We start from the raw sequence: 13,553 nt of genomic DNA, 5'->3' as shown, positions 1-13,553 counted from the left end.
GGACGTCGCCGCTACCACAACGGCGGAGGTGAGACCAAGTGAGCATGACGGTCGCTGAACTGGTCGCCTCAACTGACCTCCGAACCCGCTTCCTCGCAGGTCGCTGCGGCGGGCAACGCGCCGTGCTGTGGGCGCACACGTGCGAACTCGAAGACCCCTGGAACTGGCTGGGAACAGGTGACCTGCTGCTGTCTGACGGGCTGAACTTCCCCGCCGGACCCGACGAGCAAGTCCACTTCATCCGGTCGCTGGACCGGTCGGCGCTCTCAGGTCTGGCATTGGCTGAGGGCATGCACGCGCCTGCGCTCAGCGACGAGGCCGTTGACGCCGCTGATGCCCTCTCCTTTCCCGTGCTCGAGACTGCGTACGCGCTGCCGTTCGTCACCGTTGCCCGAGCGGTAGCCGACCGGAACACCCAGGAGTCCGGTGCCAGGATCCGCAAGATCATCCGCATCTACGACGTTCTGCGCCAAGCACACCAGGCATCTTTCCGGGGCGGTCCGCTCCTCGACGACCTCGCACGAGAGACCGGCACGCAACTACACGTCGTAGATCCCATCACTGCCGAACCGTTAGCGCCGGACACAGAACGTCTCGCGCAGCCCGCCCGAGAGGCTGTCACCGCCGCCCTCAGCGCCGCCCGCCGACCAATGCCAACGTTCGTTCGAGTCACCGGCGCCGATGTCGACATGCTTGCTCTCCCGTTAGGTACCGGCGAGCGAGGGGTGCTACTCGCCGCGTCGACGCCGCGTGGCGCTCCGGTGGACCTGGTAGTACTCCAACATCTCGCCACGGTGGCCCACCTCGAAGTTGAGCGGCGTTCTGCACTGTCGCTGCGCCGCACACAGGCCGGCGCACGGCTGTTAGAACAACTGGTTGACGGCTCGGTCGACTTCGAGACAGCCGAGGCAGGTCTTGCCGCGATGGGCATGCGCCATCGTCCGTGGCGTGTCCTGTCAGTCCAGGGAGCGAACCCGTTCCGCCTGGACGAACTGCAGTCGAGGCTGGGGGCAGCTGACCTGCCGCACCTGGCCTCCTGCCGCGACGACCACCTTCTGGCTCTCCTACCCGAGGCGTACGCCAACCGAGACATCATCAGCTTCGATCGTGGGTCTCCGCTCGTGGCAGGACTCAGCCAGCCGGTTCACCAGTTGAGGGGCGTCGGCGACGCGGTGCGCCAGGCGCGGTGGGCCATGGAGGCGGCGCGGTCGGACGGCCAAGGGTTCGTCGTCTATGGAGAACAGTCACCGGCGTTCATGCCCAAGACTGTGGAGGAAGGACGGGCCGTCATCGCCCGGGTGTTAGGCCCGATCGAAGAGTACGACGAGCAGCACGGTTCGCAACTGTTGACGTCACTGCGGGTGTTCTTCGACTGCAACCGATCGTGGAAGTTGGCGGCTGACCGTCTCGGTGTCCACCGTCAGACGCTCACCTACCGGATCCGTCGCGTTGAGGAGCTCACCGGCCGTGACCTGCGCAGTTTGCCGGACCAGACTGACCTGTACCTCGCGATGAGGACACAGCAGATGTTGGACACCGGGGCTGCCGCGTCGGGCCAAGCCGGCAGCTGAAGAGTCGGATACCGCGCGACGACGCGCTGGGTTATCGAAAGACCACAGTCTTGGTGCCCGCGATCAGGACACGTCGTTCCGCGTGGGCAGTGACTGCTCGGGCGAGGGCCAGCGCCTCGAGGTCACGGCCGACGGCGGTCAGGTCGGTCGCCGACATGCTGTGGTCGACACGCGTGAAATCTTGGTCGATGATCGGGCCTTCGTCGAGGTCGGCCGTGACGTAGTGGGCGGTAGCGCCGATGACCTTCACACCGCGGGCATGCGCCTGGAAGTACGGCCGTGCACCCTTGAAACTGGGAAGCAGGCTGTGATGGATGTTGATGGCGCGGCCGTGGAGGTCAGCGCAGAGACGGTCCGACAAGATCTGCATGTAGCGGGCAAGCACCACAGTATGAATGTCGTACTCGCCGATGAGACGGCGGATCTCGTCCTCGGCTGCGGCTTTGGTGTCGGCAGTCACCGGGACGTGGTGGAACGGGACGCCGTGCCACTCGACCAGCTCGCGCAGGTCAGGGTGGTTGGAAACCACCGCGGTGATCTCCGCAGGTAGCGCCCCGGTGCGCGCACGGTGAAGAAGATCGTTGAGGCAGTGGTCCTGTCGGGAGACCATGACCAACAAACGGTGCGGTGCCGTTGTCGATCCGATGTGCCACTGCATCTCGAACTGGTCTGCGCACGGCTTGAATTCGTTGCGGAGCCGGTCGAGGTCGTAGTCGTCATCGATTGCGGCGCGGACTCGCATGAAGAACAGCGCAGTGTCATCATCGCCGAATTGCTGGCTGTCGCGGATGGTGAAGCCGCGGTCGGCGAGGAACCCGGCCACGGTGGCGACGATGCCTGGTCGGTCGACGCAGGACAAGGTCAGCACAATGTTGTTGCTCAACTCTTGGGCCTTTCGGACTTGGGGTCATACAGGGGGCGGAGCGACGCCGACGCCGTCATCCGCTGACCTGCAACCTCGACCGTGTAGTCGCCGGTCTCGAACCAGGACCGCTCCTCGGGTCCCGGCGCGGCAACCCAACCCAAGGCGACGGCGCCGCCGACGGTGTGGCCGTACTGGGCGGATGCGACCCGGCCGACGAGTTCCCCGTCGCGGTAGATGGGCTCGTCGTGGGTGAGGTGCACACTCGGGTCGGTCATGCAGAACTGGGTCAGCCTGCGTGACACGCCCGCTTCTTTCGCGGCGAGGAGAGCTTCGCGGCCGACAAACCCACCTGGCTTGTCCCACTTGACGGTGAAGCTGAGTCCCGCCTGCAAGGGGTTGTCTGCGCCGGAGATGTCGTGGCCCCAGCTACGATAGCCCTTCTCGAGACGCAGCGAGTTCATGGCGTGGTAGCCGACTGGCCGCAGGGGCTCGTTGCCGCCGGCGAACAGGGTGTCCCAGATGTGCCGCGCGATCTCGGTCGGGATCAGCAGTTCCCATCCGAGTTCTCCGACATAGGTGACGCGTGTCGCGCGGACATAGCCCAGACCGAGATCGATTTCACGGGAGGTGCCGAACGGAAACGACTCCGTTGAGAGGTCAACGTCGGTGAGCGGCTGGAGCAGCGTCCGTGAGTTGGGTCCCATGACTGCGAGCATCGCCATCGTGCCGGTGACGTCGGTGACGGTGCAGAAGTCCTGGTCGGTGATCGCGCGCTGGAGGTGGGCGAGATCGTGGTTGACGGTTGCCGGTCCGGACAAGACCAGGAATCGGTCCTCAGCGAGGCGTGTGATGGTGACGTCGGCTTCGATACCGCCATGCACGTTGAGCCACTGCGTGTAAACGATCTTGCCGGCGTCGACATCGACGTTGTTGGTGCTGACACGTTGGAGGACCAGCAGAGCGTCGCGGCCCTGCACGAGCAGCTTCCCGAATGAGGAGGTGTCGATGGCACCGACCTGTTCCCGGATCGCCCGGTGCTCAGCCGCGGAGTGCTCGAACCAGTTCTGGGCGCCGAAGGAGTAGCGGTACTCCTTCGGTGTCCCGTCGGGCGCGTACCAGTTGGCGCGTTCCCACCCGGCCAGCTCCCCGAACACGGCGCCTGCCGCCTGAGTGCGTTCGTACAGCGGACTGACCCGCAAAGGGCGTGCGCTGGTGCGCTGTTGAAACGGCCAATGCACCTCGTAGGAGAGGTCCAGAGACTCGACGACTCGCTTTTCGAGGAACCGTCGGTTGGTCTCGTGCCGTTGGACACGGCCGAGGTTGGTCTCGGGCAGGTCGATGGGGCTCTTGCCGTCGACAATCCAGTCGGCGAGGACTGATCCCGCGCCCGGTCCGGACAGGAACCCGACGGAGTTGAAGCCGGCTGCGACGAAGTAGTTGCGGAGGTTGGGGGCTTCGCCGAGGTGGTATTGACCGTCTGGGGTGAAGCTCTCGGGGCCGCAGAAGTGCAAGCGGACTCCGGCGTCTTCGAGGATCGGCATCCGGTGGACGATGCGTTCGTAGAAGGGACCGAGGTGATCCCAGTCCTCGCGGAGCCTCACGAATCCCTTGTTGTCCGGGATTCCGTCGGAGGCCCACGGGTAGCTGCCTGGTTCGAAGAACCCGACCATCAGCGCGCCAGCTTCGTCCTTGACGTAGGAGTACTCGTCGCCGCTCTTGACCGTGGGCAGGTTGCGCTGGAGTCCGGGAATTGCCTCGGTGACGATGTAGTAGTGCGCGAGGGCTTGGAGAGGGACGTCGACGCCGGCCTTTGCGCCGAACTCACGTCCCCACATACCGGTGGCGTTGACGACGTACTCGGCCTCGATGTCGCCTCGGTCGGTTCGGATGCCGGTGACCCGGCCGTTGTCAACTAGAACGTCCAGGGCGGAGACGCCTTCGATGACCTTGGCGCCGCGGGAGGTGGCGCCTCGTGCCAGGGAGATGGTGGTGTCGGTGGCGCTGCCGCGACCGTCACGCGGAAAGAACAGACTGCCGTGAAGCCCGTCTGGGTTGAGCAAGGGGTGACGTTCCAGGGTCTCGTCGACGTCGAGGATGTGGGCTTCGACGTTGCTGCTGCGGACTGCGCTTGCTTGATGGAGCAGCTCCGACATACGTTCGGGGGAGGCGGCGATGTTGAGTGTTCCTGTTTCGACGAACCCCGTCGAGAAGCCCGTGTCCTGTTCGAGCGTGCGAAAGACTTCCAGGCTTCGTCGCACGACCTGGCGGGTTCCGTCGGTGCCGCGTGCCTGGGTGATCAGGCCGGCCGCGTGCCAGGTGGTGCCCGATGTGAGGGTGTTCTTTTCGAGTAGGACGACGTCGGTCCACCCTCGACATGCGAGGTGATATGCGGTAGCGGCTCCGATGACGCCGCCACCGACGATGACGACGCGGGCCCTCGCGGGCATGTTCACGTTCATGGCACCTCCCTGGTGTCCTGCCACAGTCCAAGGCTGCCCAACGCCCATCAACTGAGCTCTTGTACATACCGCGAGCGGTCGTTCGTACAGATGCTCAGTTCCCGGGTGGGGTAGGCCGCCGCGATGATCGAGGCGAAGGTCGCCGACATCGCGTGCCGGTCTGACCTGACCCGTTGATAGGTCGACCCGATGGCAGAGGAAGGCAGCGGCGTGTCGTGAGGCCAAAAGCGCTGCTGCTCGACGGCAACCTTGCTGCCCAACAGATCCGTGCAGAGCTCCGGAACCGGGTGGAGCGACTGGCCGATGCCGGGCACCGTCCGGGCTTGGGAACCATCTTGGTTGGCGACGACGCCGGGTCGAGATCGTACGTCGCCGGTAAGCACCGAGACTGTGCCGAGGTCGGGATCGAATCGTTCCGCACCGAGCTGCCGGCCGATGCCACACAGGCCGAGGTCCTCAATGCCGTCGCGACCCTGAACGCGGACGTTCACTGCTCGGGCTTCATCGTGCAGCTTCCGCTGCCCGCCCATATCAACATGAGAACGGTCCTGCAAGCGATCGACCCGAGGAAGGACGCAGACGGCCTGCACCCGACCAACCTGGGTCTACTCGTCCTGGGTGAGGACGGCACTGAGCCGTGCACTCCCCGGGGCATTCTGGAGTTGCTGCGCCGTAACGACGTGCCCATCAAGGGCGCTCAGTTTTGTGTCATCGGCTGCGGGACAACAGTGGGTCGGCCGCTGGGCCTCATGCTCACCCGTCGGACCGAGCACGCGACCGTCACTTTGTGTCACGAAGCGACGCTCGATGTCGCAGCCCACACTCGGGTGGCCGATGTGGTCATCGCTGCGGCTGGTGTTGCTCATCTGGTCAAGCCGTACTGGGTGAGACCAGGAGCGACCGTCCTATCGGTGGGTCTGACCCGCACGGTCGAGGGCGTGCTCGGTGACGTGCACCCTGACGTCGAGGAGGTCGCCGGCCGGTGGACCAAGGCGACAGGTGGGGTGGGGCCGATGACGCGAGCGATGTTGCTGACCAACGTCGTCGAGGCCGCCGAGCGCCGGTTGACCGAGTGACCCGTTCCGGTCGACTGCCAAGTTGGCTCTGGAAGTGCGCGTACCTCAGGGCGTCGCAGGTGCCATCGCTGATCGGCACTGTTGCGTTGGCACGACAGCGGCCGCAGATTTCTACTGATTTGTCAAAAGACGACCGGGGAAGCGCCGCCTACCGTAGGTACGACCGTCAGCAGGAGTACAACCGCCAGACATGAAGTTCACAACGAGAGGTGGTCGGTCAGTGATTTTTTCGCTCGCCGTACCCCGATGCTCGACGCAGCCGCCGCTGGTGCGCGCATGAGCTGGTTGCCTACCCACCCGCGGGTGGCGGTCCTTGGAGCCGGACTGGCCGGCCTAGCCGCCGCCACCCAGCTGTCCCAGCATGGTTGCGACGTCATCATTCTCGAAGGGCGGAACCGAGTTGGCGGCCGGGTCTGGTCGGAGCAGATCGCGACGGGCGACAGAACGGTAACCGTCGAGCGTGGTGCCGAGTTCGTCCTCCAGGGTTACGACGCGTTCCGTCAGATGCTCACAGACGTTGACGCCGACCTGGTGGACACTGGCATGAGCTACTACGTGCGAGACGTCGGCGACATGCCTAACGTAGAGACCTCGCAGGTCACAGACCTCGGCCGTCGTGCAATGCAGATCGCCGAGACCCTCTCCGACGCGGCCTCCGCCGACGACGTGCTCCGCTACCTTGATGACGACGTCGCAGTCGATGCTCTCCGAGCCCGGATTGAGATCTCCACCGCCGCACCGGCCACAGACGTCAGCGCCACCGCGTTGCGGCACATCGCATCGCTGGAACCGCTGCCGAGCTGGCGGGTCGCGGGCGGAAATCAACGTCTACCGCAAGCGATGGCGCACCGACTGGGCAATATCGTGCACCTCGGCGACCCGGCGCGCCGCGTCATTCAGCACGAATTCGGCGTAACCGTGTCCACCACAACCAGTTCACTGACCGTGGACGCGGTCGTCGTCGCGTTACCGCTGGCAGTGCTGCGAAATCGATCGACCTTCGACATGCACCTGCCGGCCTGGAAACGGGAGGCCCTTGAGCGGGTCGTACAGGGCCACGCCGCCAAGCTGCACCTTCCCCTAGCCGGCACACCGGACACCTCTTCGGTGATGTCGACCCGGGGACGGTTCTGGACCTGGACAGCACGAGACGCGTCCGGCGCAGCGGCCCCCGTGCTGAACTGCTTCATGGGAAGCGCTGCGGCGCTGACCGCCTACCTCGACGAAGGGGCGGCGGTTGGCTGGACCGACGCAGTCAAATCGCTCAGGTCCGACCTGCGCTTCGCCGACACCGCGCCTCTGCTGACCACCTGGGCTGATGACCCGTTCGCTGGAGGCGCCTACTCCGCTCGCGGCGCGAACGCCCAGGACGCAGACACCGACGCACTAGCCAAGCCAGTCGGCGCGGTCTACTTCGCGGGCGAGTACGCAGACGCGGATTTCACCGGATTGATGGAGGGCGCGGTACGTTCCGGCCTTCGAGCAGCTGAGCAGATCGGCGTAGCACGTCGTGGAACAGAGGATTCACCCAGCGCATCAGTCGGTGGCCGATGAGCGTCGGCCGCGGTTTGCAGACGGCGCCACGCTTCGAGGGTTGTCAATGAGCGAACCTGATCAGCCCCCAGTGGGTGCCCGGCCGGAGTTGTCGCGTGGCCCGCGATGGTGGCGTCGTCGCCTGAGCGGCGCCGTCGCAGGACGGCCCCCGGTCGACAAGGCCCCAGCGAAGCCTCACACCGGTCAGGTTGACGCCGTCGTGGCGTTTGCGGTCGCGTGGGGCGCTCCCGCGGATTGCTGTTGGCGGTCGGACGCTGATTCAGCCGGCCCAATTGACGCCTGAAATGCTGACGCGAACCATTCGACCAGTCCCGGACTTCTCCACACCATCGGCTCTAGCAGACGCACTCGACAGGGTCGGCTATCTCGCTGACGCCGGCGTCGCGACCGCCGCATACCTTGCAATGATGATGCGCCGGCCCCTGTTCCTGGAAGGCGACCCGGGCGTTGGGAAGACCGCGCTCGCGACCGCCCTGGCCCAAGTCACCGATGCAACGCTCGTGCGTTTGCAGTGCTACGAGGGCATCGACGCCAGTCAGGCCCTCTACGACTGGGACTTCCCGCGGCAAGTTTTACACCTGCGTGCATCGGAAACCGACGGTGATTCCGTAGTAGCGGAGGGGGAACTGTACGACCGGCGGTTCCTCCTAGCTCGGCCGATCCTGCAAGCACTGGAGACCGCGCCGTCGGTGCTGTTGATCGACGAGATCGACCGGGCTGACGACGAGTTCGAAGCTTTCCTGTTAGAAGTCCTTGCCGACCACGCGGTGACCGTCCCCGAACTTGGCACGATCCGCGCCGAGGTGCCGCCCCTGGTGGTCGTCACCTCTAACCGCACCCGCGAGGTTCACGACGCGCTGAAACGCCGTTGCCTGTACCACTGGGTCGCGCACCCCGCGCTCGACCGCGAGACCGCGATCGTAACTCGGCGGCTTCCTCAGGTCGACGCGTCGCTCGTCGGGCAGGTGGTGGCGGCGGCCCAGGTGCTCCGCCGAGCAGATCTTCAGAAACCGCCTGGAGTCGCTGAGACCATCGATTGGGTGCATGCGCTATATCTGATCGGCGCCGACCAGTTTGACCTTGAGTCGGCAGTAGCGACTCTCGGGACGGCTGTTAAGTACCGCGAGGATCAGGCGCGTGTGGTCCGCGACGTGTTGCCTGAAGCATGCCGAGAGTCGAGGACGTCTTCGGCGGCCGGACCCGCCGAGGGACGGTGACCGGTGGTGAGTGCCGAGCCCGCCGAGGCCATGAGTGTTCCGCTGGGGATGCTGTCGTTCGCCGACGCTCTCCGCAGGGCGGGCGTGGGCGCTGACACCACTCGGGTGACGTTGGCACTTGAAGCCTTGTCGCACCTCAATGCGTTGAACATCGACGAGGTGTATTGGGCGGGCCGATTGACCCTGGTGGCCGACCCAGAGGACATGCCTCGGTACGACGTCGTGTTCCAGATGCACTTCCTCGATCGGGAGTTGGAGGCTCCTGAGACGGCCGCGGTGAGCACGCTGCGAACGGTGCCGCTTAGCGCCGATGGGTCTGAGACCGCAGACTCCGAGTCGCCGCAGGACGACACGCCGTTGTTGACTTCCGCGGACGATGCAGAGGTACTCCGACATCGTGACCTCGCCGAGATCGACGCTGCCGACCGTGAGAACGTGAGTCGTCAGATCGCTGCGTTGCAGCCGCGAACGTCGCCGCGCCGCACTATGCGCCGGCAGGTAGGCGGTCACGGGCGGATTCACCGGCAGCAGACAGTCCGGGCCATGTTGCGAGCAGGCGGCGAGCCAGCGCGACTGGCACACGCACAGCGTCGGGTGAAAAGGCGGCGGCTCGTTCTCCTGCTGGACGTGAGCGGATCGATGACGCCCTATTCCGACTCCGTTCTGCGGTTCGCCCACGCTGCGGTGCGGGCGAACCCAGCGAACGTCGAAGTCTTCACCATCGGCACGCGGCTCACACGAGTCACGCGTGCGATGCGGCTCCGGGATCCGCTGATGGCGTTGCAAACAGCGGCCGAGGTCATTCCGGACTGGTCGGGCGGTACCCGGATCGGTGAGTCCATGCAGGCGTTTCTCGAACTGTGGGGTCAGCGGGGGACCGCCCGACGTGCAGTCGTGGTGGTGTTCTCAGATGGTTGGGAGCGTGGGGACGCCAGCTTGCTCGGCGAACAGATGCAGCGCTTGGCGCGGTTGACGCACCGGGTGTTGTGGGTGCATCCACACCGCGGTAAGGACGGGTTTGCACCGCTGACCGGCGGGATGGTCGCCGCCCTGCCCTACATCGACGACTTGGTGGCGGGGCACACGGTGGCCGCGTTGGCCGAGGTAGCCGAGGTGATCGGTCATGCGTGAACTGCTCGCGGATCTGCGTCGGTGGTGGGACGAGGGCGTGACCGTCGGGGTCGGCACCGTCGTCCGGACCTGGAAGTCCGCCCCGCGCCAGCCGGGCGCCTCGATGCTGGTAGGCCCCGACGGCACCGCGGTCGGCAGCGTGTCCGGCGGGTGCGTCGAGGGCGCGGTCTACGACCTCGCGGGGCAGGTGCGCGAGTCCGGCGCGCCCGCCCTGCAGCGCTACGGCGTGAGCGACGACGACGCGTTCAGCGTCGGGCTGACCTGCGGCGGGATCATCGACCTGTTCGTTGAACCGGTGTCGAAGACGGCCTTCCCGGAGTTCGGCGGGGTGGTCGACGACGTCGAGGCGGGCGCGCCGGTCGCGGTCGCGACCCTCATCGAGGGCCCGCACGCCGGCGCCCGCATGGTGGTGCGGGCCGACCGGGTCGAGGGCAGCCTCGGCCACGACCGGCTCGACGACGCCGTGCGCGACGACGTCCGCGGCATGCTCGCGCAGGGCAGCACCGGCGTCGTCCGCTACGGCGAGCAGGGCGAACGCCGCCTCGACGACATCGCGGTGTTCGTCGCCAGCTACGCCCCGAAGCCGCGCATGATCGTGTTCGGCGCGATCGACTTCGCGGCCGCCGTCGCCCGGGCCGGCAGCTTCCTGGGCTACCGGGTGACGGTGTGCGACGCCCGGCCGACGTTCGCCACGGCCCGCCGGTTTCCCGACGCCGACGAGGTCGTCGTGGAGTGGCCGCACCGCTACCTCGCCGGCACCGACACCGACCCCCGCACCGCGCTGTGCGTGCTCACCCACGACCCGAAGTTCGACGTGCCGCTGCTGGAGATCGCGTTGCGGATGGACGTCGCGTACGTCGGGGCGATGGGTTCACGGCGCACCGGCGACGACCGTGCCGCGCGGTTGCGGGAGCTCGGGCTCACCGACGACGAGCTCGGACGCCTGCACGCCCCCATCGGTCTCGACATCGGCGCGCGCACGCCGGAGGAGACCGCGATCTCCGTCGCGGCCGAGATCGTGGCCCTGCGGTGGGGCGGGTCCGGGCAACCGCTTCGCCGCAGGAACGGACCGATCCACCACGACCAAGAACTGGGACGACGGTGAGCCACGCCCAGGCGAACAAGCTGGGATCAGTTCACCGGTTGCAGGTGTCGGCAGTCAAAGGCTTCGCCCTCCAAAACGTTCAGACGGTCGACATCACGATCTCGGGCATTGCAGGTAACCGCGAGTTCTTCCTGGTGGATGTCGACGAGTTGGTGTACTCGGTGCCCAAAGACCCCATCTTCTTGTCGTGGTCGTCGAAATACGACCCAACCAACAATCGGTTGTCGTTCAGCAACGCCCAGGGCCAGCACTGCGAAGCGCCGGTCCGGAACCACGGCCCGCGCCGTCCGTTCCAGCTCGATGAGCGAACGGTCGACGGATGGTGGGCCCCAGGACCCTGGGACGACCTACTCTCAGTGCTCAGCGGACGCTGGCTGCGGTTGGTGCGGTGCGCCGAACCGGGCGGCGGCCACGACGTGCACCCAGTGACTTTACAGTCGACAGCCTCACTGGCAGCACTCGGCCGCGAAACGGACGGTCGGTCCTTGGACTCTCGGCGATTCCGATTGAACCTGACGCTGGATGTGGGGACCGAGCCGTTCGTCGAGGACACCTGGGCCGACCGGGAGCTCTATGTCGGAAGCTGCGGGTTACGACTCCACAGTCCGGTACCCCGTTGTCTAGCGATCGAGAACAGGCCGCGAGACGGGGACCGAGGATTGCAGGTCCAACGACGTATCCGGCACGTCCGCGGGCCCACCCCCAGCCCATGGGCACCCGGGGTCCTGTTCGGCATGTATGCCGAAGTCACCGAGCCCGGACAGATCAAAGTCGGTGACGAGGTCCGAACACCCTGACCAAATGGTGGCGGTGCCGGGACTCTGCGCGCAACATGTCCCTCTGTTTTCCGCCTCTGGGTAAAGGCTTGCATCTGAACGCACTGCGGCACGCTGGGGATTGACCCTCGCGAGCACCCTCACCATGAGAGAAGGGACCGGGACCTTGGCCTTCGTGATCACGCAACGTTGTTGTGACGACGCTTCCTGCGTGCCGGTCTGCCCAGTCCAGTGCATCCGGCCACGTCCGGGTGACCCGGGCTTCGTCAGAACAGAACAGCTGTACATCGATCCGGGGACCTGCATCGACTGCGGCGCTTGCGCCAACGCTTGCCCCGTCGACGCCATCTTCCCCGAAGACAAGCTCCCCTCGTCACTGAAAGACTTCACCGCAGTCAACGCTGAGTACTTCGCGGAGAACCCGTTACGCGAAGTGGCCCACCTGCCGGTCACCCGTCGGTCCCTAACCGCAGAACAACCGGAATTGCGCGTGGCGGTCGTCGGCGCTGGACCGTCGGCGCTGTATGCCGCTACGGAACTCAGCGAGATGGTCGGAGTGTCCGTCACGATCGTCGAACGGACACCGACGCCGTTCGGACTGATCCGGTCGGGTGTCGCTCCCGACCACCCGTCGACAAAGTGGATCATGAGGCGGTTGGAGCGAGTTCTGCACCGCCCCAACGTGAGATCTCTTTTCAACGTCGAGGTCGGTCGTGACATCTCCCTACAGGAGATGACCGACCAGCACCACGCCGTGGTCTGGGCCGGCGGTGCTGACGGTGAACGCAGGCTCGGTATCCCCGGTGAACACCTCGACGGTGTTATCGACGCTGGCCGGTTCGTTCGGTGGTACAACGGCCATCCCGACTTCGCTATGGACCGGTTCAACCTCGCAGGCCGTACCGCAGTGGTCATTGGGAACGGCAACGTCGCCCTCGACGTCGCTCGAGTGTTGGCCCAACCGGCATCCGCCTACGAGTCGAGCACGATGTCCGAGGTTGCTCTTGCCGCGCTCCACAAAAGCAGCATTAGAGAGGTGCTCATCGTCGGGCGGAGAGGTCCAGTCCACGCCGCCTACAGCACTTCGGAGCTGCTCGCACTGTCCACTCTTCCAGACGTGGAGCTCACCGCGGATCCCGCCGAAGTGCTCTTGGACCCGCAGGAAGCAGCCCACGCCCAAACCCTCCCACCTGCGTCATTTGAACGTCGCCAGGCTCTGGTCGAGGCGGCATCGCATCGCGCAGGCGCGGGTACACGGCGGATCGTCCTTCGCTACCGGCTGGTGCCGACGTCGTTCACCGGCGAAGAAGCGCTCGACGGGGTGGTGTTCACGCGGCCCGACGGGACCACGGAACGGATCGATACGCAACTCGTAGTTCGAGCCGTCGGCTTTCGCGGGCGGCCCGTCTCTGGCCTGCCGTTCGACGAGTCGACAGGAATCATCCCTAACGACGCCGGCCGCGTTCTAGACCCTGCGACAGGTCGTCCGATGCCGGGGCTGTACTGCACCGGCTGGGCCAAACGTGGTCCAAGCGGAACAATCGGAACCAACCGAGTCGACTCGGCCGAGACTGTCGCCTCGCTGCTTGCCGACCTTGAGGCCGGTCGTCTCAGACCGCGACCAGACGGCCAGCGTGACCTGGTCGAGCTTGTCCGAGAACGTCATCCCGGCGTCGTTGACCTCACCGGATGGGACCGCATCGCGGAATGGGAACGACAGCGCGGCCAGGCCCAAAACCGGCCATGGGCTCCGCTGCTGACCTACGACGCGCTTACAAGAGCAGCCCACGGATCCTAGG

At 65.9% G+C, this 13,553-nt stretch carries 11 protein-coding genes; 8 read left to right on the top strand and 3 right to left on the bottom strand.

The annotated features are described in order from the left end of the window. The first annotated feature begins 44 nt into the window (after positions 1 to 44). The gene (locus tag ACXR2U_RS00765) at positions 45 to 1,571 is read left to right on the top strand and encodes a PucR family transcriptional regulator (protein WP_458823101.1); all 1,527 of its coding nucleotides are present in this window, start codon (positions 45 to 47) and stop codon (positions 1,569 to 1,571) included. 31 nt (positions 1,572 to 1,602) lie between these two features. Here the strand turns inward: ACXR2U_RS00765 and purU are convergent, their stop codons facing one another. From purU to ACXR2U_RS00750, 3 genes are read right to left on the bottom strand one after another with little or no spacing between them, the layout of a single operon-like run. After that, positions 1,603 to 2,454: a formyltetrahydrofolate deformylase gene (gene purU, locus ACXR2U_RS00760; RefSeq protein WP_458822992.1), complete on the bottom strand. Its 852-nt coding sequence runs from the start codon at positions 2,452 to 2,454 to the stop codon at positions 1,603 to 1,605. After that, positions 2,451 to 4,895 (bottom strand): GcvT family protein, encoded by a 2,445-nt coding sequence (locus ACXR2U_RS00755; protein ID WP_458822991.1) that lies wholly within the window; start codon positions 4,893 to 4,895, stop codon positions 2,451 to 2,453. The genes purU and ACXR2U_RS00755 overlap by 4 nt, the downstream gene beginning before the upstream one ends. 47 nt (positions 4,896 to 4,942) lie before the next feature. Further along, entirely contained in the window at positions 4,943 to 5,209 is a 267-nt protein-coding gene (locus tag ACXR2U_RS00750) for a hypothetical protein (protein ID WP_458823106.1), read from the bottom strand. On the opposite strand from ACXR2U_RS00750, the gene ACXR2U_RS00745 reads away from it, so the two are divergent. From ACXR2U_RS00745 to ACXR2U_RS00715, 7 genes are all read left to right on the top strand, one after another. After that, a complete protein-coding gene (locus tag ACXR2U_RS00745) occupies positions 5,111 to 5,971 on the top strand; it encodes a bifunctional methylenetetrahydrofolate dehydrogenase/methenyltetrahydrofolate cyclohydrolase (RefSeq protein WP_458822990.1) in 861 nt (286 codons plus the stop codon). The genes ACXR2U_RS00750 and ACXR2U_RS00745 overlap by 99 nt on opposite strands. A 246-nt stretch (positions 5,972 to 6,217) precedes the next feature. Continuing rightward, the gene (locus ACXR2U_RS00740) at positions 6,218 to 7,525 is read left to right on the top strand and encodes a flavin monoamine oxidase family protein (RefSeq protein ID WP_458822989.1); all 1,308 of its coding nucleotides are present in this window, start codon (positions 6,218 to 6,220) and stop codon (positions 7,523 to 7,525) included. 284 nt (positions 7,526 to 7,809) lie between these two features. After that, positions 7,810 to 8,742 (top strand): AAA family ATPase, encoded by a 933-nt coding sequence (locus ACXR2U_RS00735; RefSeq protein ID WP_458823100.1) that lies wholly within the window; start codon positions 7,810 to 7,812, stop codon positions 8,740 to 8,742. Between the two features lie 6 nt (positions 8,743 to 8,748). Further along, positions 8,749 to 9,873 (top strand): vWA domain-containing protein, encoded by a 1,125-nt coding sequence (locus tag ACXR2U_RS00730; RefSeq protein WP_458822988.1) that lies wholly within the window; start codon positions 8,749 to 8,751, stop codon positions 9,871 to 9,873. After that, the gene (locus tag ACXR2U_RS00725) at positions 9,866 to 10,978 is read left to right on the top strand and encodes an XdhC family protein (protein ID WP_458822987.1); all 1,113 of its coding nucleotides are present in this window, start codon (positions 9,866 to 9,868) and stop codon (positions 10,976 to 10,978) included. Before ACXR2U_RS00730 ends, ACXR2U_RS00725 begins: the two co-directional genes overlap by 8 nt. Beyond that, positions 10,975 to 11,775 (top strand): MOSC domain-containing protein, encoded by an 801-nt coding sequence (locus ACXR2U_RS00720; protein WP_458822986.1) that lies wholly within the window; start codon positions 10,975 to 10,977, stop codon positions 11,773 to 11,775. The genes ACXR2U_RS00725 and ACXR2U_RS00720 overlap by 4 nt, the downstream gene beginning before the upstream one ends. A 124-nt stretch (positions 11,776 to 11,899) precedes the next feature. After that, positions 11,900 to 13,552 (top strand): FAD-dependent oxidoreductase, encoded by a 1,653-nt coding sequence (locus ACXR2U_RS00715; protein WP_458822985.1) that lies wholly within the window; start codon positions 11,900 to 11,902, stop codon positions 13,550 to 13,552. The last annotated feature ends 1 nt before the right edge of the window (position 13,553 follow it).

It is taken from the genome of Jatrophihabitans sp. YIM 134969, assembly GCF_054456675.1.
This window is presented reverse-complemented; position numbering and strand designations above follow the sequence as displayed.

What these genes read in the sequence shown, in the direction of transcription:
- ACXR2U_RS00765 (WP_458823101.1), top strand. Translation starts at nt 45, where the DNA reads ATGACGGTCGCTGAACTGGTCGCCTCAACTGACCTCCGAACCCGCTTC.
- ACXR2U_RS00755 (WP_458822991.1), bottom strand. Translation starts at nt 4,895, where the DNA reads ATGAACGTGAACATGCCCGCGAGGGCCCGCGTCGTCATCGTCGGTGGC.
- ACXR2U_RS00740 (WP_458822989.1), top strand. Translation starts at nt 6,218, where the DNA reads ATGCTCGACGCAGCCGCCGCTGGTGCGCGCATGAGCTGGTTGCCTACC.
- ACXR2U_RS00735 (WP_458823100.1), top strand. Translation starts at nt 7,810, where the DNA reads ATGCTGACGCGAACCATTCGACCAGTCCCGGACTTCTCCACACCATCG.
- ACXR2U_RS00725 (WP_458822987.1), top strand. Translation starts at nt 9,866, where the DNA reads ATGCGTGAACTGCTCGCGGATCTGCGTCGGTGGTGGGACGAGGGCGTG.
- ACXR2U_RS00715 (WP_458822985.1), top strand. Translation starts at nt 11,900, where the DNA reads ATGAGAGAAGGGACCGGGACCTTGGCCTTCGTGATCACGCAACGTTGT.